The sequence below is a fragment of the Lentzea indica genome (assembly GCF_012184385.1).
Classification (GTDB): Bacteria; Actinomycetota; Actinomycetes; order Mycobacteriales; family Pseudonocardiaceae; genus Lentzea; species Lentzea indica.
This window is the reverse complement of sequence record NZ_VSRL01000135.1, coordinates 1-24,186: the sequence shown is the minus strand read 5'-3', so window position 1 is coordinate 24,186 and position 24,186 is coordinate 1. Positions and strand designations below refer to the sequence as shown.

General features: G+C 68.3%; 23 protein-coding genes, 1 pseudogene and 1 riboswitch. Of the genes and pseudogenes, 10 read left to right on the top strand and 14 right to left on the bottom strand.

Going from position 1 to position 24,186, the window contains the following annotated elements; genetic code table 11:
- The first annotated feature begins 465 nt into the window (after nt 1–465).
- The 4 genes from FXN61_RS30285 (at nt 466) to FXN61_RS30270 (ending at nt 2,537) form a co-directional block, all read left to right on the top strand.
- A complete protein-coding gene (locus tag FXN61_RS30285) occupies nt 466–1,068 on the top strand; it encodes a 50S ribosomal protein L25/general stress protein Ctc (RefSeq protein ID WP_167977408.1) in 603 nt (200 codons plus the stop codon).
- A gap of 62 nt (nt 1,069–1,130) precedes the next feature.
- Nucleotides 1,131–1,637, top strand: coding sequence for a DivIVA domain-containing protein (locus tag FXN61_RS30280; protein ID WP_167977407.1), 507 nt, complete (start codon nt 1,131–1,133; stop codon nt 1,635–1,637).
- Nucleotides 1,627–2,205: an aminoacyl-tRNA hydrolase gene (pth, locus tag FXN61_RS30275; protein WP_167977406.1), complete on the top strand. Its 579-nt coding sequence runs from the start codon at nt 1,627–1,629 to the stop codon at nt 2,203–2,205. The genes FXN61_RS30280 and pth overlap by 11 nt, the downstream gene beginning before the upstream one ends.
- A 35-nt stretch (nt 2,206–2,240) precedes the next feature.
- The gene (locus tag FXN61_RS30270) at nt 2,241–2,537 is read left to right on the top strand and encodes a hypothetical protein (protein WP_223165660.1); all 297 of its coding nucleotides are present in this window, start codon (nt 2,241–2,243) and stop codon (nt 2,535–2,537) included.
- Here FXN61_RS30270 and FXN61_RS30265 read toward each other — a convergent pair.
- On the bottom strand, nt 2,534–4,147 hold the full coding sequence (locus FXN61_RS30265; RefSeq protein WP_167977405.1) for a fatty acyl-AMP ligase: 1,614 nt from the start codon (nt 4,145–4,147) through the stop codon (nt 2,534–2,536). The two genes, FXN61_RS30270 and FXN61_RS30265, sit on opposite strands and share 4 nt — an antisense overlap.
- Between FXN61_RS30265 and FXN61_RS52965 the strand changes: the two genes are divergently transcribed.
- Nucleotides 4,146–5,537: a DivIVA domain-containing protein gene (locus tag FXN61_RS52965; protein ID WP_312878097.1), complete on the top strand. Its 1,392-nt coding sequence runs from the start codon at nt 4,146–4,148 to the stop codon at nt 5,535–5,537. The genes FXN61_RS30265 and FXN61_RS52965 overlap by 2 nt on opposite strands.
- Before the next feature lie 48 nt (nt 5,538–5,585).
- Here FXN61_RS52965 and FXN61_RS30245 read toward each other — a convergent pair whose 3' ends face one another.
- The 9 genes and pseudogenes from FXN61_RS30245 to metG form a co-directional block, all read right to left on the bottom strand.
- Nucleotides 5,586–7,352, bottom strand: a complete 1,767-nt coding sequence (locus FXN61_RS30245) for an ABC-F family ATP-binding cassette domain-containing protein (protein WP_167977404.1) — start codon at nt 7,350–7,352, stop codon at nt 5,586–5,588.
- 110 nt (nt 7,353–7,462) lie between these two features.
- Nucleotides 7,463–8,426 (bottom strand): annotated as a pseudogene (locus FXN61_RS30240) (4-(cytidine 5'-diphospho)-2-C-methyl-D-erythritol kinase).
- A 57-nt stretch (nt 8,427–8,483) separates the two neighbouring features.
- Complete coding sequence (locus FXN61_RS30235; protein WP_167977403.1) at nt 8,484–9,275, bottom strand: MetQ/NlpA family ABC transporter substrate-binding protein; 792 nt, start codon at nt 9,273–9,275, stop codon at nt 8,484–8,486.
- A 36-nt stretch (nt 9,276–9,311) separates the two neighbouring features.
- Nucleotides 9,312–9,995 (bottom strand): methionine ABC transporter permease, encoded by a 684-nt coding sequence (locus FXN61_RS30230; RefSeq protein WP_167977402.1) that lies wholly within the window; start codon nt 9,993–9,995, stop codon nt 9,312–9,314.
- Nucleotides 9,992–10,990, bottom strand: coding sequence for a methionine ABC transporter ATP-binding protein (locus FXN61_RS30225; protein ID WP_167977401.1), 999 nt, complete (start codon nt 10,988–10,990; stop codon nt 9,992–9,994). The genes FXN61_RS30230 and FXN61_RS30225 overlap by 4 nt, the downstream gene beginning before the upstream one ends.
- Nucleotides 10,991–11,213: 223 nt before the next feature.
- Nucleotides 11,214–11,307, bottom strand: a riboswitch (SAM riboswitch).
- An 88-nt stretch (nt 11,308–11,395) separates the two neighbouring features.
- Nucleotides 11,396–12,226: a 16S rRNA (adenine(1518)-N(6)/adenine(1519)-N(6))-dimethyltransferase RsmA gene (gene rsmA / locus FXN61_RS30220; RefSeq protein ID WP_167977411.1), complete on the bottom strand. Its 831-nt coding sequence runs from the start codon at nt 12,224–12,226 to the stop codon at nt 11,396–11,398.
- A gap of 150 nt (nt 12,227–12,376) precedes the next feature.
- Complete coding sequence (locus FXN61_RS54655) at nt 12,377–13,786, bottom strand: resuscitation-promoting factor (RefSeq protein WP_312878096.1); 1,410 nt, start codon at nt 13,784–13,786, stop codon at nt 12,377–12,379.
- 302 nt (nt 13,787–14,088) lie between these two features.
- Nucleotides 14,089–14,910 (bottom strand): TatD family hydrolase, encoded by an 822-nt coding sequence (locus FXN61_RS30210; RefSeq protein ID WP_167977400.1) that lies wholly within the window; start codon nt 14,908–14,910, stop codon nt 14,089–14,091.
- On the bottom strand, nt 14,907–16,697 hold the full coding sequence (metG, locus tag FXN61_RS30205) for a methionine--tRNA ligase (protein WP_167977399.1): 1,791 nt from the start codon (nt 16,695–16,697) through the stop codon (nt 14,907–14,909). Before metG ends, FXN61_RS30210 begins: the two co-directional genes overlap by 4 nt.
- Nucleotides 16,698–16,751: 54 nt before the next feature.
- On the opposite strand from metG, the gene FXN61_RS30200 reads away from it, so the two are divergent.
- From FXN61_RS30200 to FXN61_RS30190, 3 genes are read left to right on the top strand one after another with little or no spacing between them, the layout of a single operon-like run.
- On the top strand, nt 16,752–17,306 hold the full coding sequence (locus FXN61_RS30200; RefSeq protein ID WP_167977398.1) for a PadR family transcriptional regulator: 555 nt from the start codon (nt 16,752–16,754) through the stop codon (nt 17,304–17,306).
- A 58-nt stretch (nt 17,307–17,364) separates the two neighbouring features.
- Nucleotides 17,365–18,297, top strand: coding sequence for an ATP-binding cassette domain-containing protein (locus FXN61_RS30195; protein WP_167977397.1), 933 nt, complete (start codon nt 17,365–17,367; stop codon nt 18,295–18,297).
- Nucleotides 18,287–19,000, top strand: coding sequence for an ABC transporter permease (locus FXN61_RS30190; protein WP_167977396.1), 714 nt, complete (start codon nt 18,287–18,289; stop codon nt 18,998–19,000). The genes FXN61_RS30195 and FXN61_RS30190 overlap by 11 nt, the downstream gene beginning before the upstream one ends.
- Here the strand turns inward: FXN61_RS30190 and rsmI are convergent.
- On the bottom strand, nt 18,992–19,837 hold the full coding sequence (gene rsmI / locus FXN61_RS30185) for a 16S rRNA (cytidine(1402)-2'-O)-methyltransferase (protein WP_167977395.1): 846 nt from the start codon (nt 19,835–19,837) through the stop codon (nt 18,992–18,994). The two genes, FXN61_RS30190 and rsmI, sit on opposite strands and share 9 nt — an antisense overlap.
- 24 nt (nt 19,838–19,861) lie before the next feature.
- On the opposite strand from rsmI, the gene FXN61_RS30180 reads away from it, so the two are divergent.
- Nucleotides 19,862–21,400, top strand: a complete 1,539-nt coding sequence (locus FXN61_RS30180) for a dolichyl-phosphate-mannose--protein mannosyltransferase (RefSeq protein WP_312878094.1) — start codon at nt 19,862–19,864, stop codon at nt 21,398–21,400.
- Here the strand turns inward: FXN61_RS30180 and FXN61_RS30175 are convergent.
- On the bottom strand, nt 21,387–22,046 hold the full coding sequence (locus tag FXN61_RS30175) for a hypothetical protein (protein WP_167977394.1): 660 nt from the start codon (nt 22,044–22,046) through the stop codon (nt 21,387–21,389). The two genes, FXN61_RS30180 and FXN61_RS30175, sit on opposite strands and share 14 nt — an antisense overlap.
- Entirely contained in the window at nt 22,036–22,557 is a 522-nt protein-coding gene (locus tag FXN61_RS30170; RefSeq protein ID WP_223165659.1) for an RNA polymerase sigma factor, read from the bottom strand. Before FXN61_RS30170 ends, FXN61_RS30175 begins: the two co-directional genes overlap by 11 nt.
- 64 nt (nt 22,558–22,621) lie before the next feature.
- Here FXN61_RS30170 and FXN61_RS30165 point away from each other — a divergent pair, with 64 nt between their 5' ends.
- Nucleotides 22,622–23,227 (top strand): hypothetical protein, encoded by a 606-nt coding sequence (locus FXN61_RS30165; RefSeq protein WP_167977392.1) that lies wholly within the window; start codon nt 22,622–22,624, stop codon nt 23,225–23,227.
- A 143-nt stretch (nt 23,228–23,370) separates the two neighbouring features.
- On the opposite strand, the gene FXN61_RS30160 is transcribed toward FXN61_RS30165, so the two are convergent.
- On the bottom strand, nt 23,371–24,093 hold the full coding sequence (locus FXN61_RS30160; RefSeq protein WP_312878093.1) for a serine/threonine-protein kinase: 723 nt from the start codon (nt 24,091–24,093) through the stop codon (nt 23,371–23,373).
- Nucleotides 24,094–24,186 lie beyond the last annotated feature (93 nt).

Below are 24,186 nucleotides of genomic sequence, written 5' to 3'. Positions count from 1 at the left end.
TGTGACTTAGACACTCTCATGATCAGCTAGAGCGCCGTGCCCGTCCTACGTCCAAACGGCGGACACGACTTTGCCGGAACCCTGGGGCGGAGCCCCAGACCCCGCCACACAACCACGCAACCCAACCACCTACGAACACGAAACCGGCACCCGCCGACGCAACCGGGGGACGACCTACGGACCCCAAGCGCGACCCCAAGCGCCACCCCAACCACCCCCACAAACCCCAACCCACCCCCCGATTCAGCACCACCCAACCGCACTCACCTACACTGGTCGGGTTGCCTCGGCGAGGGCGGGCCTTCCACGGCTCGGCGTGATCGACGCGGTGGCTTGATGCCGCGCGTGTTGACGTTATCCGCGTGCTGCTCGCCGCCGCAGGCCACCACCCCAGAGCTGAACCCAACGCTGATACTTGTGCACCGCCCCGACGTACAAGGCCAGACTTGTAAGGAGTACCCCACCGTGTCCGAGGTCCGTCTCGCCGCTGAGCAGCGCACTGAATTCGGTAAGGGCGCCGCCCGCCGTACCCGTCGCGCCGGCAAGATCCCCGCGGTGCTCTACGGCCACGGTTCCGACCCGAAGCACCTGGCCCTGCCGGCGCTCGAGTTCGCCCGTGTTGTCCGTGAGCACGGCCAGAACGCTGTTCTCACTCTCGCCCTTGACGGCGGGAGCGAGCTGGCGCTCACCAAGACCGTCACCACGCATCCGATCAAGAACTACATCGAGCACGTCGACCTGCTGCTCGTCCAGCGCGGCGAGAAGGTCACCGTCGAGGTGCCGCTGGTCATCTCCGGCGAGCCCGTCTCGGGCACGCTGGTGACGCAGGACCTCACGACCATCCAGATCGAGGCCGAGGCGCTGCACATCCCGGACCAGATCGAGCTGTCGATCGCCGGTGTCGCGGCGGGCACGCAGATCCACGCGAGCGACCTCACCCTGCCGTCCGGTGCCGTTCTGGTCACCGACGCCGAGGCTCTGGTCGTCGCCGTGAACGAGGCGCCGTCCGCGGCGCAGCTCGAGGGTGAAGAGGCCGCCGCTCCGGCCGAGGCCACCGAGGAAAGCTGAGCCCCATCACGTCGGGCCGGACAGACGGCGCGCCACCTCCTCACGAGGGGGGCGGCGCGCCGTTGCGGTACCTGCGTCCGACCGAGGTCCGGTCGAAGACCTTCCGCCGCAAGCGGCAGGGCTACGACCCGGACCAGGTGAACGAGTTCCTCTTGATCATCGCCGACGCTCTGGCGGGCCGTATCCGTCTCGACCCGGACCACGTGCACACCGTCAGGTTCGCCACGGTCCCCAACGGCTACGACCCGCTGAGCGTCGACGGGGTCCTGCACCTGCTGGAGTTCCAGATCCGCAACGGCATCGTGCCGCCGACGGGCCTGAACACCGGCGAAGACCTGCGCGACCGCAAGCTGCCGAAGACCGGCACCGGATACGATCGCGCCGAAGTCGACGCCTTCATCGCCCGCGCCGCGGCCAACCTGGACGCCCGGGGTGCCATGACCTCCACCGAGGTCCGCAACACCCGGTTCAGCACCACGTCCGGCCTGCTGGGCAAGGGATACCAGGTGCAGGCCGTGGACGCGTTGCTGGACGACCTCGAGCAGGAGTTGCGGTTCCGTGGACGATGAGCTGGCCAAAAACGATCTGGCTCTGATCGTCGGGCTGGGCAACCCGGGCCCGAAGTACGAGGGCAACCGCCACAACATCGGTTTCCTCGTCCTCGACGAACTGGCCGCGCGGATGAGCGGCAAGTTCAAGGCCCACAAGTCCGGCGCCGAGATCGTCGAGGGCCGTCTCTCCGGCCACCGCGTCGTCCTGGCCAAGCCGCGCAGCTTCATGAACCTCTCCGGCGGCCCGGTGGCGAGCGCCGTGAAGTTCTTCAAGCCCACCACCATCGTCGTGATCCACGACGAGCTGGATCTCCCGTTCGCCGCGATCCGCATGAAGTTCGGCGGCGGCGACAACGGCCACAACGGACTCCGCTCCATCACGAAGTCCCTGGGCACCAAGGACTACCACCGCGTCCGCTTCGGCGTGGACCGTCCGTCGGGCCGTCAGGACCCCGCGGACTACGTGCTGAAGGACTTCTCCACTGTGGAGCGCAAGCAGCTCGCGCTGGAGATCGACCGGGCGGCGGACGCGACCGAGGCCCTCGTCACCAAGGGCCTCGAAGCCGCGCAAAACGCTTTCCACTAGGGGCACAATGGACGGCGTGACCAACCGAAAGGGCCATGCCGCGTAGGCGCCCGGTGCCTCCCAGAGGCAAACTCCGCCCGATCCACGGCGCATCAACCCGTCTGCTGGCTGATCTGCATCGCCACGGTGGTGCGGGCGCGCTCGAACAGTGGTCGGGCTTCGTGCGCCACCCGATGCACCGGCGGTGGCTGAAAGAGCACGAAGCCCACTACGACGAGGCCGGTGAAGCGCTCTGGGCGCGGGAGTGCCTCGACCACGTCATCGCGAGGCTCCCCCGCCGCAGCGCGAGGGAGCTGCGCAAACTCGTCCAGAAGCTCGATGATCTCTGCTAGACCAACGCGGCCGCCGCAGACCGGCGAAGCTTGCCGGAAGGCGTCTTCGGCAACGTCCCCGGCGGCTGCACGACAACCGCGAACGGCCGCAACCCGACCGCGTCGACCACCCGAGCGGTCACCTGCTTGACCAGGTCCTTCTCGGCGGCCTCGTCCCCGGCCAGCTTCGACTCGACGACCACGGCGAACCGCTCCCGCTGAGTACCGGCGTCCAACCGCACGGCCACAGCGTTGCCGGCGCGCACGCCCTCCACCGAGCAGGCAGCACGCTCCACATCGGTCGGATAGATGTTCCGCCCGCCCATGATGATGACGTCCTTGCGGCGCCCGCAGACGACGACCTGGCCGTCCTCCACGACGTACCCGAGGTCCCCGGTGGACAGCCACCCCTCGGCGTCCTGTGTGGCCAACGGCCCGTTCACGGTCAGATAGCCGGGCGTGACGGCCTCGCCCCGGACCTGCAGCTCACCAACGTCCCGCACCCCGAGCACCTCACCGGAGTCGGACACCACCCGAAGCTCCAGCCCCGGCAGCGGCGGCCCGAGCAACGGGAACCCGCGGCCCTCAGGAGCAGGCACGGCCCGCCGATCCGCTTCCACGGCGTCCGCATCCACCACGTCCACCGACAGCCCGGTGAACAGCGGCGCGAAGGCAACACCCAGAGTCGTCTCAGCCATGCCGTACGCGGCCAGGATCGACTCAGGCCGCAGTCCGAACCGGGCCCCTGCCGACACGAAGGCCTCGACCGCGGCCGGATCGATCGGCTCGGCCCCGTTCAGAGCCAGCCGCAACGTGGACAGGTCGAACGACTCGGACGAAGAAGCCAGGCGTCTGGCCACGATCGCGTAGGCGAAGTTCGGCGCGGCGGTGATCGTCCCGCGGTACCGCGTGATCAGGTCGGCCCACAGGGTCGGGCGTGACAGGAAGTCGACAGGAGTGACCTTCACCAGTTCCAGTCCGAACAGCATCGGAACGGTGAGGAACCCGACCATCCCCATGTCGTGGAACAACGGCAGCCAGGACACCATCACGTCCGACGAGGGATCCAGCTCAGCCGCGATCCGCATGCCCTCGGCGTTCGCCATCAGGTTGCGGTGTGTGATGCGCACCGCCTTGGGATCCGCGGTCGACCCACTCGTCAACTGCAGCAGTGCCGTGGCATCCTCGGGAGTGGGAACAGGAGCAGCGATCGGCTCACCGTCGAGATCGGAGAGCTTGCGGTACGGGACACCGTGCTGATCCAGCACGGGAGCCAGAGCGTCGAAAGGGCTGCCGAGCAGGACCAGACGGGAATCGATCATGGCGAGCACCCGCAACGTGTCCTCGGCCCACTCGGCCAGGTCGGTGCGTGGTGTGGGTTGATGCAACATCGTGACGCTGCCACCACACAGCCATGCGGCCTGCACGGCTGGGGCGATCACGGCTGGTTCGGCGGCGAGCACGGCGATCGCGGTGCCCGGCGCCACGTCGAGCGCGCCGGCCATCCGCCGGGCGCGTTCGTGCACCTCGGCCCAGGTCCGGCGGACTGGTGCGGCGGGTTCACCCGTCGTCATGCCCCTGTCCCGGCCGTTTGCGGCCGACGCCAGCATCACATCCACGAACTGACTCATGTTCGCGATCGTAGTGGCGCCGTTTGGTCCATCAGGACGAAACGTTATGCCACGCGAAACGCGATACTCCCCAGTACAGGTACACAGGAGGAGGTCATTGGTGGATCGGGGCGGCCCCGGAGCGCAACATCGTCTACCCGCGCATCCGGCACCTCTGCTCTCCGCACAGGACGTGGCCCTGGTCGCGTTCCACCGTCCCCCCATGGGGCAACGCGGGTACGACGCGGCTGAGGTGGATGCATTTCTCGACCGCGTCGAGAGCACCATGCGCAGCAGGGACATCCTCACGCGAGAGGACGTGCTCAACGTCAAGTTCAGCACAGCGACCCGGGATCCGGGCTACGACGTGAACGAGGTCAACGTCTTCATGGAGCTCGTCGCCGACACGCTGCGGTCCACTCCGCAACGTCAGCAGGCCGCTGCGCCCGCTCAGGGCGCTCACGCGACCTCACAGGCGCTCAGACCCGCGGTGCGACTGTCTCCTGACGACGTTGCCGCTGTGCGCTTCCACAAGCCCAGACCGGGGACGCGCGGCTACCACGAAGGCCAGATCGACGCGTTCCTCGACCGCATCGAGGGCACGCTGCGCGGCAGGGACAACCTCACCGCGCAAGAAATCCAGGACGCGGTGTTCGGCGAAACGGCGCCCGGCACGTTCGGTTACGACGAAGAAGACGTCGACACGTTCCTCGACCTCGTGGTGCTGATGTTCGAAACCGCACCACCGCCGCCCAAGAACCCGCCGACGACGCAGCTGCCGCAGCAACAGCAACGGCCCCAGCAGCGACGTCCGCAACCGCCGCCGCGCCCTCAGCAGCAGCCGCCGGCACAGCAGCCCGCGAGCCAGAACGCCGTCGAGTCGCCGAAGCTCACCGCCGCGGACATCCGCAAGATCGCGTTCCACCGCCCTCCCCGCGGCCGCCGCGGCTACCAGGAGTCCCAGGTGGACGCGTTCCTCGACCGCATCGAGGCGACGCTGCTCGGCCAGGACAACCTGACCGGCAAGGACATCCGCGACGTCAAGTTCTCCCGCCCGCTGATCGGACGGCGCGGCTACGACGAGACCGAGGTGGACTCGTTCCTCGGCGTGGTCGAGAAGCAGCTCTCCGGACCGGTGCGCAGCATGCCGCAGGTCAGGTCGTGGAAGGACCTGCGACAGCTGCGAATCCCGCAGGCGGCGTCCGGCCAGCGCGGCTACCGCACCGCGCAGGTCGACCGGATGCTCGAGGAGATCGGCGTCGCGCTCGACGGCATGCTGGGGGCGACCTCGGAAGAGGTCCTGAAGGCACGCTTCAGCTACGCACTGCTCTCCGGCCAGGGCTACGACACGTCGTTCATCGACGAACTGCTGCCCCAGCTCGCGAACGAGCTGCGCCGCCGAGGCAAGTGACGTCTGCAAGTACCGCCAACTCGCTGTTGGTGGTACTTGCAGACACCGTCAGCCCTCGACGACCTCCGCTGCGGCCATCCAGGCAGCCTCGACGTCGGTCTCCTCCGCCAGCACGGCACGGAGCTCGGCGTCGAGCTTCAGCAGCCTGTCGGGATCGGTCGCGGCCTCGGCCAGCGCGGCGTGCAGCTCGGCTTCCTTCTTGTGCAGCACCTCGAGGCGCCGCTCCAGCCGTGCCAGCTCCTTGCGGGCGGCACGCTGGTCGGCGGCGTTCGACGGCGCCTTGTCGGCGACGGGAGTGAGGTTCTCCCTGTCACGCAACGAGTCCCGGCGCTTCAGGTACTCCTCGATGCCACCGGGCAGTTCAGTCAGCCCGCCGTCACCGAACAGCGCCACGACCTTGTCGCACACGCGCTCGACGAGGTAGCGGTCGTGCGAGATCACGACGAGCGTGCCCGCCCACGAGTCGAGCAGATCTTCCAGCTGCTGCAACGTGTCGATGTCCAGGTCGTTCGTCGGCTCGTCGAGCAGCAGCACGTTCGGCTCCGCCATCAGCAGCCGGCACAGCTGCAACCGCCGCCGCTCGCCACCGGACAGATCGGAGACCGGCGTCCACTGCTTCTGCGACGAGAACCCGAACCGCTCACCCAGCTGCGACGCCGACATCTCGTACTTGCCGAGCACGACGCGCCGCGCGATCTCCTCGATCGCCTCCAGCACGCGCATCGACCCGTCCAGGTCGAGCAACTCCTGCGAGAGGTGCGCGATCTTCACGGTCTGGCCCTGGATCCGCTTGCCCGTCTCGGCTTCGCGCTCCCCCGCCAGCAACTTCAGCAACGTCGTCTTGCCGGAGCCGTTGACGCCGACCAGACCGATCCGTTCGCCGGGGCCGATGCGCCACGTCAGATCGCGGACCAGCACTCGGTCCGGAATGGACAGTGTCACGTCTTCGAGCTCGATCACCGTGCGGCCCAAGCGCTTCTTGGCGAACGCGAGCAGCTCGACGTTGTCCCGCAGCGGCGGCACGTCCGCGATCAACGCCTCGGCCGCCTCGATCCGATAGCGCGGCTTCGAGGTCCGCGCGGGCGCGCCACGGCGCAGCCACGCGAGCTCCTTGCGCGCCAGATTCTGCCGCTTCTCCTCCAGCACGTCCGCCAGCCGGGTCCGCTCGGCGCGGGCGTAGATCCAGTCGGCGTAGCCGCCCTCGTACTGCTCGACCTTGCCCTGCACCACTTCCCACGTGCGGTTGCAGACGGTGTCGAGGAACCACCGGTCGTGGGTGACGACGACGAGCGCGCACTTGCGGGCCAGCAGGTGTTCCGCGAGCCACCGCACACCCTCGACGTCCAGGTGGTTCGTCGGCTCGTCCAGCACGATCAGCTCGAGGTCCTGGATCAGCGCCGCGGCCAGCACGACCCGGCGCCGCTCTCCACCGGACATCGTCGAGACCACGGAGTCCAGTCCCAGCGCCATGATCCCGAGTCCGTCCAAAATGGATCGAACGCGAGCGTCGGCAGCCCACTCGTGCTCGGCGTCGAAGCCGAGCGGGTCGATCACCGCGTTGCGCACGGTGGAGCCGTCCGGCAGCTCGGTCCGCTGCGTCACGACCGCCATCCGCAGGTCGCGCGAGCGCGACACCCTGCCGTCGTCGGCGGGCTCCACCCCGGCCAGCACCTCGAGCAGCGTCGTCTTGCCGCCACCGTTCAGGCCGACGACACCGATCCGGTCGCCCTCGTTGACGCCGAGCGACACGCCGTCGAGCAGCGGCCGGACGCCGAACGACTTCGACACGGACTCCAGGTTGACCAGGTTGGCCATCAAAACCTCACGACTAGTAAGAAACTGCCAGGTGAAGGCTACCCAGGACAGCCAAAGGCCCTGTTCACCAGCCTTGAGCAGCGCCCGCTGACGTGGGCAGGACGGAAGCGCTATGCGTGGACTTCGGGGGGAGTCGGCTTGGGTTCCTCGGTGGTGATCACGCGCGCGCCGTGCACCGGCCCGTGCGCCACGCGAACCGTCCGGCACACCCCGGCGCCGGCCAGCTCAGCGGCCACGCGCACCGCCGTGTCGGCGTCCTCGCACAGGAACGCCGTCGTGGGCCCCGAACCGGACACGATGCCGGCCAACGCCCCGGCGTCGACACCAGCACGGAGAGTCCGCCTCAGGTTCGGCCGCAGCGACACGGCGGCGGCCTGCAGGTCGTTGCCCAGAAGAAGCGCGAGCTGACGCGGGTCGCCGGAGGACAGGCCCTCCAGAACCGCCTCGACCTGACCGACGCGCGGCGGATCACCCTCGGCGCGCAGGCGGTCCAGCTCGTCGAACACGTCCGGAGTGGACAGTCCGCGACGGTCGAACGCCAGCACCCAGTGGAACTGGTGACGGCCCAGCACGGGGACGATCCGCTCGCCACGGCCGGTGCCCAGAGCCGTTCCGCCGTACAAAGCGAAGGGGACGTCCGCGCCGAGCTTCCCCGCCAGTTCGGCGAGCTCGTCGCGGCTGATCTCGAGCCGCCACAACGACGACAGGCCCACGAGCGTCGCCGCCGCGTCCGCGCTGCCGCCCCGCCATGCCGCCCGCGACGGGGATGGCCTTGCGGATGACGACGCGGACCTTCGGGTCGTCGGGGTCCTTGCCCACGTGCGTCGCCAGCAGCCGGACCGCGCGCCAGGCGAGGTTCGAGGCTCCGGTGGGCACCTGGTCGGCGCCTTCGCCGTGCACCTCGACGCCTGGCTCGTCGGCCACCGCGACCGTGACCTCGTCGACCAGCGAGAGCGCCTGGAAGATCGTCACCAGGTCGTGGTAGCCGTCCGGGCGCACGTCACCGACGGCCAGGTGCAGATTGACCTTGGCCGGGACGCGGACCGTGACCGGGGGAGGAACGACTGCGAGCACGATGTCAGCCTACGGGCGTTCTGGAGTCCTGGAATCCTCCCCCGGTCACCGCAGATGTCAAACCGGGATGACGGAACCGTTGAAGGTCTGCTTGATGTAGTCCTTGACCTGCTGCGATCCGAGCAGTTCAGCCAGGTCGCGGATGCGCTTGTCGTCCTTGAGCTCGGTGCGGGTGACCAGGCCGTTGGCGTTCGGGTTGCCCTCGGCCTTCTCCAGCGCCAGCGAGTCGGTGGCCGGATTGAGGCCCGCGTCGATGGCGTAGTTGCCGTTGATCACCGATGCGTCGGTGTCCTCCAGCGAACGGGGCAGCTGAGCGGCCTCCAGGGGCACGAACTGCAGGTTCTTGGGGTTCTCCGCCACGTCACGGACGGTCGGGGCCGCCACGGCCTTGAGCTTGATCAGGCCGTTGGCTTCCAGCAGCTTCAGTCCGCGGGCCTCGTTCGTGGCGTCGTTGGCCAGCGCCACCTTGGCACCGGAGGGCAGCTCGTCGAGCTTCTTGTGCTTCTTCGAGTACAGGCCCAGAGGCTCGACGTGGACGGGCTCGACCCACTCGACCTTGGCGCCGCTCTCCTGCGTGAACGTCGCCAGGTACGGGACGGTCTGGAAGTAGTTGGCGTCGAGCGAGCCGTCGACCAGCGCCGTGTTCGGCTGCACGTAGTCGGTGAACTCGACGACCTCGATCTTCAGGCCCTTCTGCGTGGCGAGGTTGTCGGCCACGTACTTGAGGATCTGGGCGTGCGGGACCGGCGAGACACCGACCTTCAGCGTGTCCGAAGCGGACGCGCCACCGGACGAGCAAGCGGACAAAGCGGTCAAAGCAACTGCGATCAGGGCAGCCTTAATACGCATGACGTTCCTTTTGAGAGTTCCAGCGGCGGAGAGAGATCAGACTGAGGCGTGCCGGCGCCGGTCGGACGCACGGGCGGCACGGGTGAAACCGAGCTGGATCACGGTGGTGAGCACGGCGAGCCACGCCACGGTGCTCCACAGGATCCGGTCGTTGAAGCGCTGGTAGCCCTCACGGATCGCGAGGTCGCCGAGGCCACCGCCACCGATCACGCCTGCCATCGCCGAGTACCCGATCAGGGCGATCACGGTGACGCCGATGGCGTTGATCAGCGCGGGCAACGACTCGCGGATCAGCACGCTGCGCACGATCCTCAACGTCGAGGCGCCGGTCGTGATCGCGGCCTCGACCACGGTCACGTGCACCTCGGACAGGATGTTCTGCACGAGCCGCCCGACGAACGGGATGGCGCCCACGGCCAGTGGCACGATGACCGCTGTGCTGCCGATGGAGCCGCCGACGATCAGGCGGGTGACCGACGTGAGCGCGACGAGCAGCACGATGAACGGCATCGAGCGGCCCAGGTCGGTGACGAAGCTCAGAATGCGGTGCACGACCGGGTTCGGCCGAAGCCCACCGCGAGCGGTGAGCTGCAGCCAAACACCGACGGGAATTCCGAAAGCTGTGGCGATCAGGGTGGAAACGCCGACCATGTACAGCGTTTCCCCGGTGGCCTCGACGAGGTAGCTCAGCACGTCGGACCAGGGTGTAGCAGACCTCACGCAGCTACTCCCTGCGGGCCCTTCAGGGACCTCTGCACCGCACCGCCGGCCTCGCCGATCCACTCGAGAGCGGAGTCGGAGCGCTCGCCGTTCAGGCCGAGACGGAATCGCGCGACCGGGGTCTCGCCCAGACGCGTGAGGCCGCCACCGACGATGTTCAGCTCGACGCCGAACCGGTGCGAGGCCTCCGGCAGCAGCGCGCCGACCGCGGCGAACCCAACGAGCACGACGTCCGCGACGCGGTCGTAGCTGCTCTCGTTGATCGGGTTCAGGTCGACGGCAGGCAGCAGCGCCGAGCTCGTGCGGCTGGCGGCGTCACCGACCAGGTCGAGGACCTTGCCGTGCTCGACGACGCGGCCCTGTTCCAGCACGGCGACGTCATCGCAGATCTTGCGGACCACGCCCATGTCGTGCGTGACGACGAGAACGGTCACACCCAGCTCAGCGCGCGCACGGTCGAGAACCGTCAGCACGGAACCGGTGGTCTCCGGGTCCAGGGCACTGGTGGGCTCGTCCGCGAGCAGCACGGACGGGTTCGCGGCGAGAGCGCGCGCCACGGCGATGCGCTGGCGCTGCCCGCCGGACAGCTGGTCGGGGTAGGCGGTGGCCTTGTCGGTCAGGCCGACGAGGTCCAGCAGCTCACCCACGCGGGTGCGGCGCTGCGGTCCCGGAACGCCGGCGGACTCCAGCGGCAGGGCGATGTTGCCGGCCGCGGTCCGCTGCCGCAGCAACGAGTCCCCTTGCGGCACAACGCCGATCTGCCTGCGGGCGGCCCGCAGTGCGGACCCGTCCAGCGAGGTGATGTCCGTGCCGTCGACGCGGATCGCACCCGAGTCGGGACGCTCGAGCAGCGCCACGCAGCGGGCGAGCGTCGACTTGCCGGCCCCGCTCGGGCCGACGACGCCGAGCACGGTGCCCGCTTCGACGTCGAGGGTCACGCCGTTCAGGGCGTTGACACCCTGGAAGGACTTGGTGAGGTTTTCGACAGTGATCACGTCTGCTCCACGGCTGCGCGCGACGACACACTGCCCGCTCGTGGCGGACGTGCGCGGTCGAGGTTTCTGCTCAGGTGTGTGCGCCCCTCGTACTCAGAGAGGGCCGCGTCAAAGGACTCTGGGAAGGCGCCTTAGACGAGGTGGCGACGACATGCAGAAGCGGTGCGACGGCACTGGTCGACGACTCGACGGCGCGTCAGCATTCGCGTGGTACCCATGTGATCCTCCATCGGTCCTGGCGTTAGCACCTGCCCGCATCCAGCGGGTGGTTGCTGCGACGTCGTAGAGCCAGGTCTCTCAGTCGCTCCGGATGGCACTTAGCAGTCAACCGGACAGACGTCCGGTTGCGCAAGCCAGATTCCGATTCGTTCGACAGATCACACTGATGGCCGATGGATCTCCGGGTCAGACCTCGGCGATCCGGACAAAGTCGATCACGCTGAGCTGCTCGCCCCTTTGCTGGGGATCCACACCGGCCTTCTGGAGCAGTTCGTCGGCCTGCTGCGCACCGCCCGCCCAGCCCTTGAGCGCAGCGCGGAGAGTCTTGCGGCGCTGCGCGAACGCGGCGTCGACGATCTGGAACAGCCTCTTCCGGTCCACTGTGGACAGTGGGCTCTCGTGGCGCCGGAACCACACCAGCCCGGAGTCGACGTTGGGCGCAGGCCAGAACACGTTCTTGCCGATCGAGCCGGCCTTCCTGGCTTCCGCGTACCACGCGAGCTTCACGCTGGGCACGCCGTAGATCTTGTTGCCCGGCTTGGCCGCCATCCGGTCGGCCACCTCCGCCTGCACCATCACGAGGCCCTTGCGCAGCGACGGCAGCTCGCTCAGCAGGTGCAGAACCACGGGCACCGCGACGTTGTACGGCAGGTTGGCCACGATCGCGGTGGGCTGGACGGGCAGGTCGTCCTGGGTGACCTTCATCGCGTCCTTGAGGACCACGTGGAGCTTGCCGGCGTTCTCCGGGTCCATCTCGCGTGCGGTCTGCGGCAGGCGCTCCGCCAGTGGCGGGTCGATCTCGACGGCCACGACCTGCTTGGCGCTGGGGAGCAGCGCGAGGGTCAGCGAGCCCAGGCCGGGGCCGACCTCCAGGACCACGTCCTCCGGGGTGAGCTCGGCGGCGGCGACGATCTTGCGGACCGTGTTCGGGTCGTGCACGAAGTTCTGGCCGAGCTTCTTGGTCGGGCGGATGCCCAGCTCTTCGGCCAGACGGCGGACTTCGGCAGGTCCCAGCAGGCTCACCCGTGCATTCTCGCAGGCTCACGGGTGGGTGGGACGGGCGGAGGTCGGTGGGCTCGGCTTTGCGTCGCGGGTCAACCTGCCCCCAGAACGGCGAGGACCGCCCCTGGCAAACCAGGAGCGGCCCTCGTCAAGCGGAATGCGGGTTTACGGCAGGCCCAGCTTGGCGCGGCAGCCCGGCCACGCGCCGTAGGTGCCGCCGGACCGGTCGCGCAGCTTGGTCGCGATGGCGATCTGCTGCTCCCGAGTGGCCTGGTGCGGCAGCTGCGCGTACACGGTGCCACCGTTCGAGGCCCAGGTGCTGGCCGAGAACTGGAGGCCGCCGTAGTAGCCGTTGCCGGTGTTGATGGCCCAGTTGCCGCCGGCCTCGCACTTGGCGAGACGGTCCCAGACCTCGCTGTCGGGCAGCGGCTTGGTGCCCACGGTGATCTTCTTGGGCTTCGGCTCCTTGGTGACCTTGCCGCCGATCTTCTCGCGGCTGATCTCCTTGCCGTTCTTCACCGTCACGCGATAGGTCGAGACCTGCTCGCCGGCCTCGCCGGGCTCGGTGACCTTCTGCTCGCCCGCGTTCATGTTCGGGTCGTTGGTCCGCTCGACCGGCGGGGCGACCGGCTCGTTCACGTTGATGACCGTGACGCCGGTGCGGGAGATGTAGACCTCGGCGCCCGTGGCCAGCTTGACGTCGGTGCCGGACGCGACCGCGTCCTCCGGGCCGAGCGACAGGTTCTCGTTCTTCAGCAGCTCGTCGACCGTGACGGCGGTCGTCTGGACCTCGCGGACCGGGTTGGCGCCGTCGAACAGCTTGATGTTCTTGCGGGTCTTGACCTCGAGGTTCATGCCTTCCAGCGGCACGTCCTGCGACGCCGACGCGGAGAACCACGCGCCTTCGGTCGGGACGCCGAGCTGCTTGGCGGCTTCCTCGACGGTGACGGAGCGGACCCAGTCCTCGCGGGCCTGGCCGTCGACGCTCATCTTGAGCAGGCGGCCGCGGTCGAGGGTGATCTTGCCGCCGTCGGAGATCGGGGCGTTCAGCGAGGGCGACAGGGCGTCGTGCTCGCCGACCTTGATGCCCTCTTCCTCGAGGACCTCGCCGACAGTGCCCTCGTAGGAGTGGACCGTGGAGGAGACCCCGTCGATGTCGACGGCAACGGACTTGTCCATGGCCATCGCGGTCACGCCGCCGCCGGAGATCGACACCAGCACCGCGGCGACCGCGCCCTTGAGGAAGCGGCGCTTCCAGGACGTGACGGCCGTGACGAGGAGCTCGGGGTCCTTCGTCTCCTCTTCCTCCGACGGGAGGACGAGGGGCGGCATGATCGTCGTCTCGGCGTTGATGAGCCGGATCAGCTCGTCGACGTCGACGTTGGCCGTCGCGAGGAGCTCATCGGCGTCCGGGCCGAGCACCTCGAGCACGTCCGCGGGCGAGATGGTCAGCGCACCGGCGGGAAAGCTCGGGTGGGGATCGGCGACACCGACCGCGGTGTTCCCGACAGGCGTGAACCAGTCGGTGTCGTCGTTGAAGTTGTACGGAGCGGCAGTTCTGTCGCTTCCAGACACAGGGTCGATACCTCCATTGCGGAAGCTCGAGGCCACCGCACAGTTGGCGTTGACAAGATCATTCGAGTTGGAGCTCGAAGGTTCCCGGCAACTCCTCCTACGTGGTCTCGCTTCTTCGCGCTTCTGGCTTGGGTCCCGCCCCGACTGCGGGCGTGCTCCGAACCGACTGGGTCGGTCCAGGTGGCACGGTCACGGGACAGTAACGGGGTCGCGGACGTTGCGCAAACACCCCCGCCAATGTTGTGACCTCAGTCACCCCATGGGGGTAGGAACCCTTTGCTCCGTTCGTCTTACATCGCATTTCAGTAGCCAAGCCCGAACACTCGTTGAGCAGTACGGGTGACGGCCGCGCACAGTTCAGAAAGATCTTCGCCACGGAGCGTGGCCAAATCCCGAACTGTGTAATTCACACAATAGGATTCGTTTGGACGGCCCCTGAACGGATGCGGCGTCAGGAACGGCGCGTCCGTCTCCACCAGGAGCTGATCCTGCGGCACCAGCTGCGCCGCCTCCCGCAGTGCGCGGGCGTTCTTGAACGTGACCGGGCCCGCGAACGACAGCACGTACCCCGCGTCGACACACCGCCGGGCGAAGTCCGCGTCGCCCGAGAAGCAGTGGAAGACCACAGTGGACGGTGCGCCCTCGGAGGAGAGCACCTTGAAGATGTCCTCGTGCGCGTCCCGGTCGTGGATCATCAACGGCTTCCCGACGCGCTTGGAAAGGTCGATGTGCCAACGGAAAGCCTCGTGCTGCGCGGCGGGCGGCGAGTAGTCCCAGTAGTAGTCCAGACCGGTCTCGCCGATCGCCACGACGCGATCGAAGGTGGCGAGCCGCTCCAGCTCCGCCTTCTCCGCGTCGCCGAACGAGGCGGTGCGCGTCGGGTGCACGGCCACCGCCGCGTAGACCCTCGGGTCCCAAGTGGACGCTTCTGCGGCCCACTGCGCCGCGGCCAGATCGTCCGCCACGGTGATCACGTGCGAGACCCCGGCGGCGTTGGCCCGGTCCAGGATCTCGGCCACACCGGCCGGGTCCGTCGCGCCACACGCGTCGAGGTGCGTGTGAGCGTCGATCACCGGTGCCGGAAGAGCTTCCGGCACCGGCGGTCGTTCACGCTTCTCACTCACTTGACGATCGGGGCCCACTCCGGGCCGACTTCGCCCAGCTCGGGGTCGAGCTTCGCGAACAGCGGCGACGGCTTGCCCAGCGGCCGGCCGACCTCGATCGGCGTCGACTCCCAGCGAGCCTGCTCACCGGCGTAGTCACCGGTCAGCACCGGGTACGTGCGGTCGGGCACGTCCAGGTCGGTGACATCGGTCATCTCCGGCTGTGCGGCCCACACGCCCGTGCCGCCCAGCGCCTCGTGCACCTTCTGCGCCGAGTGCGGCAGGAACGGCGTCATCAACGTGTTCGCGTCCTGCACGACCTGCAACGCGGTGTGCAGCACCGAGTCGCGGCGGTCCGGGTCGTCCTTGAGCTTCCACGGCTCCTGGTCGGACAGGTACTTGTTCGCCGCGGAGATGACCCGCATCGCCTCGCCGGAGGCCTGCTTGAACCGCGAGCGACGCAGGTGCGCGCCGACCGTGTCGAACGCCGCCTTGGACTGCCGCAGCAGCTCGTGGTCGGCGTCCGTGAGCGCCGTGGCCTTCGGGATCGCGCCGACGTTCTTGTGCGCCATCGAGACCGAGCGGTTGACCAGGTTGCCCCACTCGTTCGCCAGCTCGAAGTTCGTCCTGCGGACGAACTCCTCCCAGGTGAAGTCGGTGTCCTGGTTCTCAGGACCCGCCACGGAGATGAAGTACCGCAGCGCGTCCGGCCCGAACTCCTTGAGGAAGTCGCCGACGTAGATCACGGTGCCGCGCGACGTCGAGAACTTCGAGCCGCTCATCGTCAGGTACTCCGACGACACGACCTCGGTCGGCAGGTTCAGCGTGCCGAACCGGCCGGGCTCGCCGCCCTTGTCGCCTGCGCCGTTCTGCCCGAGCAGCAGCGACGGCCAGATCAGCGAGTGGAAGACGATGTTGTCCTTGCCCATGAAGTAGTAGCCCTGGGCGTCACCCGTCCAGAACTCCTTCCAGGCGTCGGGGTCACCCGAGCGACGTGCCCACTCCACGGACGCGCTCAAGTACCCGATGACCGCGTCGAACCACACGTAGAACCGCTTCATCGGCTGGTCGCTCCACCCGTCGAGCGGGATCGGCACACCCCAGTCGAGGTCGCGGGTGATCGCGCGCGGCCGCAGGTCCTTGATCAGGTTCTGCGAGAACTTGAGCACGTTCGGGCGCCACTCGGTCCGCGTCGAGATCCACGAACCGAGCGACTCGATGAACGACGGCAGGTCCAAGAACAGGTGCTCGGTCTCGACGAACTTCGGCGTCTCGCCGTTGATCCGCGAGCGCGGATTCTTCAGGTCGATGGGATCGAGCTGGTTGCCGCAGTTGTCGCACTGGTCACCGCGCGCACCGTCGTACCCGCAGATCGGGCAGGTGCCCTCGATGAAGCGGTCGGGCAGCGTCCTGCCGGTCGACGGGCTGATCGCGCCCATCTCCGTCTTCGGGATCACGTAACCGTTGCGCCACAACGCGGAGAACAGATCCTGCACCACCTGGTAGTGGTTGCCGGTCGTCGTGCGGGTGAAGAGGTCGTAGGAGAGGCCGAGGCCCTGCAGGTCGCTGGCGATCACACGGTTGTACTTGTCGGCGAGCTCACGCGCGGTGAGCCCTTCCTTCTCGGCCTGCACCTGGATCGGCGTGCCGTGCTCGTCCGTGCCGCTGACCATGAGCACCCGGTGTCCGGACATTCGCATGTAGCGGGAGAAGACGTCGGACGGGACACCGAAACCGGAGACATGACCGATGTGCCGGGGGCCATTGGCGTAAGGCCAGGCCACCGCGGTCAGTACGGAGGCACTCATGCGCATAGCCTACGGAGGCGGTGCCAGCCGCTTTTCACTGCATGGGAGGACGGTTTGTCCGCGACCAGGATGCTCGTGCTCGGCGTGGTGAAGCTCGTCGGCGAGGCACACGGTTACGTGGTGCGCCGCGAGCTGAAGTCGTGGTCTGCGGACAGGTGGGCGAACGTGCAGCCGGGCTCGATCTACCACGCGCTGAAGTCGCTGGCCAAGGACGGTCTGCTGGAGCCGGTCGGCACCGCGGAGTCCGAGGAGGGCCCCGCCCGCACCACCTACAGGATCACCGCGGCCGGCGAGCACGAGCTGCAGGACCTGCTCGGCCACGCGCTGGCCGACTCGAGCGCCGGCAACGACATGCTCTCGGCGGGCGTCGCGATGATCAACCTCGTGCCCCGCAAGCAGGCGATCGTGCTGCTGAAGAACCGGCTGGCCGGGCTCGAAGGGCAGATTCCCCCGACGAGGCACGGCATCGCCTCGATGCCGGAGATGGGCAAGCCCGCGCACGTCAGCGAGCTCTTTCGACTGTGGCTCGTCCATCTCGAAGGCCAGGTGCGCTGGACTCAGGAGCTGATCGAACGCCTAGAGGCCGGTGCGTACGAGCTGAAGGACTAGTCAAACTTGATTAGTTCCCGCTAGCCTCTAGTCAAACTTGACTAGAGGAGATTCAGTCATGATCAAGGCACGCGGCCTCGCGCGCCGGTTCACGACGAAGCTCGGTCCCGTGGACGCTGTGCGCGGGGTCGACATCGACGTTGCCGAGGGGGAGCTCGTCGGGTTCCTCGGCCCGAACGGAGCCGGCAAGTCCACGACGTTGCGCATGCTCACCACGCTGCTGCAGCCGACCGCTGGCGAGGCGATCATCGCCGGGCACGACCTGCTGGCCGATCCGGCCGGAGTGCGCAGGCAGATCGGGTACGTCGGCCAGAAGAACGGCGCCGGCGCCGACCAGCGGGCCGGTGACGAGCTGGAGTTCCAGGCCCGCTTCTACGGACTGTCCAAGCACGACGCCCGCAAGAAGGTCGCCGATCTGCTCGAACGGTTCGAGCTGCAGGGCATGGAGAAGCGGGCGGTCATCACGTTGTCAGGAGGCCAGCAGCGCCGGCTCGACATCGCGATGGGCATGCTGCACGACCCGCGGCTGCTGTTCCTGGACGAGCCGTCGACCGCACTCGACCCGCAGAGCCGCCGCAACCTGTGGGACCACATCAAGCAGCTCAGGACCGACGGCACCACGGTCTTCCTGACCACGCACTACCTCGACGAGGCCGACTTCCTCAGCGACCGGCTGCTGGTGATCGACCACGGCTCGATCGTGGGCGAGGGCTCGCCGGACGAGCTGAAGAACCGCGTCTCCGGCGACCTGGTCGTGCTCGGCACGCCACAGGCCTCGATCGTCGCTTCGAAGTTCGAGAACGCAGTCGTGGACGGCGACAAGGTCAGCTTCCGCATTCCGAACGGCGACCGCGCGCTGCCTGGGCTGCTGCGAGACCTCGGCAACATCGGCGTCGAGCTGCACTCGGTGCAGGTCCACCGGCCGACACTCGACGACGTGTTCCTGACCATGACCGGCCGTTCACTCAGGGAGGACGCCAATGCTGCGTGACACCTGGCTCGTTTTCGTCCGCGTGATGCTGCCGGTGATGCGCAACCCCGTGGCGATCGTGTTCGGGCTCGCCCAGCCGTTGCTCTACCTCGGCCTCTTCGGGCCGTTGCTCGGCGACAGCGGCTGGCAGTGGTTCGTGCCGGGCCTGCTGGTGCAGATGGCGCTGTTCGGCACCGCCTACGCGGGTTTCTCGCTGCTGCCGGAGGTGCGGACCGGCGTGATGGAACGGCTGCGGGTCACCCCGGTCAGCCGGGTCGCGCTGCTCGTCGGCAGGGTCGGCAAGGACGTGGTGCTGCTGGTCGTGCAGAGCCTGCTGATCATGCTCGCCGCGATGCTGTTCGGGTTCCGTGCGTCGGCGGGTGAAATCGTCCTCGGGCTCGGGCTGGTGGCGTTGCTGGGCATCGCGATCGGGTCGGCGTCGTACGCGATCGCGTTGAAGGTGAAGCTGGAGTACGTCTTCGCGTCCGTGCTGTCGTCGACGATCGTGCCGTTGATGCTGCTCTCGGGCGTGCTGCTGCCGATGTCGAACGGCCCGCAGTGGCTCTACTGGTTGTCTCGGGTCAACCCGTTGGCGCACGTCGTCGACGCCGAGCGGTCGATCTTCAACACGGGTTCGGTGCTGCTCGGCCTGGTTTCGGTGTCTGCGCTGGTGCTGGCCGGCATGTTCTACGGCGTCCGCACGTTCAACCGCGAATCAGCTTGATTTGATCGCGGCGTCGTAAAGGGTCTTCTTGCTGACCCCCGCCGCCTCCGCCACCTCGGCGGCGGCCGACTTCATCCGTTCGCCGTCGGCGACCCGCTGCTTCACCTCGGCGACGAGCGTGTCGAGGTCGGGCTTGTCCTCGACGGGCGCGGGGCCGAGCACAACGGTGATCTCGCCGCGTGCGCCCTCCACGGCCCACTCGGCGAGTTCAGCCAACGACCCGCGCACGACCTCTTCGTACTTCTTGGTCAGCTCGCGGCACACAGCGGCGCTGCGGGCCGGTCCCAGCACCTCGACCGCGTCCGCGAGCGTCGCGGCGAGCCGGTGGGGTGCCTCGAAGAAGACGACGGTGCGTTGTTCCGTGGCGAGCGGCGCGAACCAGCGCTTGCGCTCACCGGACTTGCGCGGAGGGAAGCCGTCGAACGCGAACCTGTCGCTCGGCAGGCCGGACACGGCGAGCGCGGTCGTCACGGCGGACGGGCCCGGCAAGCAGGTGACCTTCAGGTCCTGCTCGACGCACGCGGCGACGAGCCGGTAACCGGGGTCGGACACGCTCGGCATGCCGGCGTCCGTCACGAGCAGCACGGTCTCGCCGTTGCGCAGCGATTCCAGCAGTCCCGGCAGGCGCGCGGTCTCGACCTGGTCGTAGAAGCTGATCACCCGGCCCGACGGCTTGACCTGCAGCGCGGCGGCGAGGCTGTGCAGCCGGCGGGTGTCCTCGGCGGCGATCACGTCGGCGGTCTCCAGGGCCTCGATCAGGCGCGCGGAGGCGTCGCGAATGTCGCCGAGCGGGGTGGCTGCCAGAACAAGACGGCCTGAACCGGATACAGGACTCACAAGGTTCACCCTACGATCGGCGGCGTGACAGTCCTCGTGCAGCCAGGAGAGGCGCCCGTCGTAGTCGAGGAGCCGCGCACGGATCGTGCGGCGGCGCTCGACCCGCCTCCGTCCGGAGACCGCATGCGCGGGTGGCTCGTCACGGTCGTCGTGACGCTCGTCGGCGCCTTCGTCCGGTTCTGGAACCTCGGGTATCCGACGGACAAGGGCACGCCGATCTTCGACGAGAAGCACTACGTGCCGCAGTCGGCACAGGTGCTGCGCAACGGCGGCTACGAGGACAACCCCGGCTACGAGCTGATCGTGCATCCGCCGCTGGCCAAACAGCTGATGGCGATCGGCCAGGACCTCTTCGGCTACGACGGCATCGGCTGGCGGTTCGCCTCGGCGATGGCGGGTGCGATCACGATCCTGCTGATCGTCCGGATCGCGCGCCGCCTGACCCGCTCCGACCTGCTGGGCGCGCTGGCCGGCGTGCTGCTCATCGCGGACGGCGTCTCGCACGTCCAGTCGCGGATGGGCATGCTCGACATCTTCCTGGCGCTGTTCGTCGTCGGCGCGTTCGGCTGTCTGGTCGTCGACCGCGAACAGGTGCGAGAACGACTGGCCGTGGCCGTGCGCGAAGGGTTCATCAACAACTCCGCGTTCGGCCCGTGGCTGGGCTTCCGCTGGTGGCGCTTCGGTGCGGGCGTGTGCCTCGGTCTGGCGTGCGGCGTGAAGTGGTCGGGCATCTGGTACATCGCGGCGTTCGGCCTGCTGACGGTCATCTGGACCGCGCTGGCGCGTCGCGCGGCCGGTGTCGAGGAGCCGTGGCTCGGCTCGTTCGCCAAGGACCTGCTGCCGTCGCTGGGCGGTCTGGTCGCGATCCCGGTGCTGGTGTACGTCGTGACCTGGTTCCCGTGGATGGCCAGCGAGACCGGCATCGACCGGCACGTCGTCGGCGGCAAGGTCGCGGACGTCGGGTACATCCCGGACGTCCTGCAGTCGCTCTGGTACAACGCGAAGAACGTCTACAAGTTCCACGTCGAGCTGGTCACCTCGGCGACCAACCGGCACCCGTGGGAGTCGAAGCCGTGGACGTGGCCGATGGGCCTGCGTCCGATGCTCTACTACTACGAGAACTCCGTGACGGGCTGCGGCGCGGCGTCGTGCCTCGGCGCGATCATGCTGATCGGCACGCCCGCGATGTGGTGGCTCGCGTTCCCCGTGATCGGCTGGGCGGTCTTCCGCGTCGTCGGCAGGATGGACTGGCGCTACGCCGGCGTCCTGGTCGCGTACGCCGCGGGCCTGCTGCCGTGGTTCCTGAACCTCGACCGGCAGATGTACTTCTTCTACGTCACGCCGATGGCGCCGTTCCTGGTGCTGCTGATCGTGCTGGCGCTGGGCGAGATCCTGGGACGAAGGACGGCGGGAGCCGAACGTCGCGGCACCGGGCTGCTGGTCGTGGCGCTGTACGTCGGCATCGTGGTGGCGAACTTCGTGTGGCTGTGGCCGATCCTGAACGGCAATCCGATCACGCCGGAGATGTGGCAGCGGCAGCTGTGGCTGCCTAGCTGGCGCTGATCTCCAGCGCACGCTCCTTGGTCAGGTCGCCCTCGAGCCGCATGGTGACCTGATCTCGTTGCCAGATCAGGGTCTGCCCGGCGCCGTGCGGTTGCTCGTCGTGCCACTCGCCGTTGCGGTCGATGTAGAAGAACACGTGCGGGTACGGGATCCAGACCTTGTCGCCGATCTGCTCGACGCCTTCGGCGTGCAGCAGCTTGCCGAGGGCCGACCGGATCGTGCCGTCGAACTGGTCGAGCCTCAGTTCTCCGTAGTACAGCGTGACGAACCGTCCTTCGTGGACGGTGATCTTGTCGGGCGTGCCGAGCTCCCGCGGCAGGTGGATCTCGAACGGCATCTGCTTCTTCGCCTCGTCGAGCGAGACCTCCTGGCTGGGCAACGGAGGCGCGACACTTCGTGGTGCCTCTGTGCGGAACTCGACACCGGCGAACTCCAGGATCTGCTGGACGCCCGCTCGCACCGCAGGAGACACCGCGAAGGCGATCGCGAACGCCGTCACGGCGGCGACCAGCGCTGCGAGCCAACGGTTTCGCTTGCGCGGGGCGTTGATCCTCGTGAGCACGCTCGCGGTGAGGTCCGGCGGCTCCGGCACGTGGATCTTCTGGCCGAGGTCGCGGAGGGCGGCTCCCAGGTCGTCATCGATCACGGGCCACCTCCTCCAGCAACGGCCGCAGCTTGGCCAGCGCACGGGACAACCGTGACTTCACGGTTCCCTTGGCGAGGCCGAGTGTTTGCGCGGTCTCGGCCTCGCTCAGGTCCAGCAGGTATCGGCACGTGACGACCTGACGGTCGTGGTCCGACAGGCTTTGGACGGCCTTCAGCAGCTTCGCGCGGGAGTCGTCGACCAGCGTGCCGGGATCGTCGTGGTCGACGGTCTCGGTCATCGCCCCGATCTTGAGCTCCATCAGGTTGCGGCGCCGTCTGCTGCGGTGCAGGTTCTTGGTCTCGTTGGTGACGATCTTCAACAGCCACGGCTTGAAGTCGGCGTCCCGTTTGAACGTGTCGAGCTTCCGATACGCCTTCACGAACGCCTCCTGCACCACGTCGCCGGCGTCCGCACCCGCCCCGAGCAGGTAGGCCGTCCGGTGCGCGAGCGCGGTGTACCGGGCGACCAGCTCGCCGTAGGCCGCCTGGTCACCTGCGATCGCCCGTGCCACCGCTTCGTCCGTGATGCCCTTCCTACACCGGGAACCGAGGGTTGGTTCCCGGTGTAACCGCTGCATGAGGATTCTGGCCTTGATATGCGCTTTCCTGCTGATCAGCGCACCGTCCGCGGTGGCGGGCGGTTGGGCGGTCACGTACCTGGACCCGGTGCCGTCCATCCAACCGGGCACGACCCACACCGTGGGCTACTGGGTGCTGCAGCACGGCACCCATCCGTACGCCGGGGACGATCTCGGCAGGACCGGCCTCCGGTTCCGGTCGAGTGCCGACGACCAGGTGTTCACCGGCGTCCCGCTCGGCGAACCCGCGCACTACGCCGTGACGTTCACCCTCCCGCCCGGCACCTTCGAGGTGTTCGGCGTGCAGGGGGTGTTCCAGGAGCATCCGATCGGCACGCTGACCGTTCCGGGCACGTTGCTCGTCAAGCCGGTGGACCGGGAGAAGTTCCCGATCAGGTCGGACGGACCTTCGCCGTGGGGCGCGATCAAACCGCCGATCCCCACGTCAGCGCCCGCCGCGTCACCCGCACCTGCCGCCGTGGTGGTGCCGGAGTCGCCTCCGCGCGAACCGGTGCCGGTCTGGCTCGTCGGCTTGGTCGTCGCCGGCGCGGCGGGGCTGTTCGTGGTGCTGCGCAAGCGGTTGCGGCCTGCTGCGCGAAGGTGAGTGGTGAGGCGATCGGCGGAAACCGCCTCACCACCCCTCGCGAGGCATCCCTGCGATGCCGAGGCTTTCCGGGTGAACCACGGCTTAGGTCGTTGAACGATGAACCACCGTTACGGCCGGGCAGAAACGTTCACCCGGATCGCCTACATCGGCATGTGCTTCGTGGGCGGGGGCGTCGGCTTGCTGATGATCCTCGTGACCGGGCCTTCCTTGCTCATCCCAGCCTGGTCGAGGAACTGCGAGAGCTGACCGCGCACCTGGGCCAGCGTCGGGCGGCGGCGTGGTTCCGGGTCCATCGCCGAGAGCAGGAGCCTGGCGTGCGCGCTGTTCTGCGGCAGCTTGGTGATCGGTTCACCCTGGGCGGCGGCCATCAGCGAGGAGATCGGGTTCTCGCGGGAGCCGCGCGGCGGGTGGCCGGTCAGCGCGTAGGAGACCGTCGCGGCCAGTTGCCAGGAGTCGGACGCCGGGGAGGCCGTCTCACCGCGGGCCGTTTCCGGGGCGAGGAAGTCCGGGGTGCCGACCATCATGCCGGTGGCGGTGAGGGTGCTGTCGCCCTTGGAGCGGGCGATGCCGAAGTCGATCAGGTGCGCGGTGCCCTGGTTGTCGACGATCACGTTGGACGGCTTCACGTCGCGGTGTAAAACACCGCGGTCGTGGGCGGCGGCCAGCGCGTCGGCCATGTTCAGCCACAGGCGGGCGGCGAGCTTGTCGTCGATCAGGCCGTTCTTCAGGACCGTCTCGGACAGCGAGGCGCCCTCGATGTACTCCATGACCAGTGCCAGGCCGTCCGGGTCCTGGACGATGTCGAAGACCCGCACGCAGTTGGGATGCCGGACAGCGGCGAGCGCGCGGGCCTCGCGGAGCATGCGCTGCTCGGTCTCGTGTCCGGGCGTGCGCGAGCTTCACCGCGACCGGTGCGGTCGAGCTGCTCGTCGACGGCCAGCCACACCGTGCCGAAG

Bases quoted from the DNA above. Each gene is read 5' to 3' on its own strand.
- FXN61_RS30245 (WP_167977404.1), bottom strand. From the start codon at position 7,352: ATGGCCAACCTGGTCAACCTGGAGTCCGTGTCGAAGTCGTTCGGCGTC.
- metG (WP_167977399.1), bottom strand. From the start codon at position 16,697: ATGAGTGCCTCCGTACTGACCGCGGTGGCCTGGCCTTACGCCAATGGC.
- FXN61_RS30270 (WP_223165660.1), top strand. From the start codon at position 2,241: ATGCCGCGTAGGCGCCCGGTGCCTCCCAGAGGCAAACTCCGCCCGATC.
- FXN61_RS30190 (WP_167977396.1), top strand. From the start codon at position 18,287: ATGCTGCGTGACACCTGGCTCGTTTTCGTCCGCGTGATGCTGCCGGTG.
- FXN61_RS30265 (WP_167977405.1), bottom strand. From the start codon at position 4,147: ATGAGTCAGTTCGTGGATGTGATGCTGGCGTCGGCCGCAAACGGCCGG.
- FXN61_RS30235 (WP_167977403.1), bottom strand. From the start codon at position 9,275: ATGCGTATTAAGGCTGCCCTGATCGCAGTTGCTTTGACCGCTTTGTCC.
- FXN61_RS30160 (WP_312878093.1), bottom strand. From the start codon at position 24,093: ATGCTCCGCGAGGCCCGCGCGCTCGCCGCTGTCCGGCATCCCAACTGC.
- FXN61_RS52965 (WP_312878097.1), top strand. From the start codon at position 4,146: ATGTTCGCGATCGTAGTGGCGCCGTTTGGTCCATCAGGACGAAACGTT.
- FXN61_RS30165 (WP_167977392.1), top strand. From the start codon at position 22,622: ATGAGGATTCTGGCCTTGATATGCGCTTTCCTGCTGATCAGCGCACCG.
- FXN61_RS30195 (WP_167977397.1), top strand. From the start codon at position 17,365: ATGATCAAGGCACGCGGCCTCGCGCGCCGGTTCACGACGAAGCTCGGT.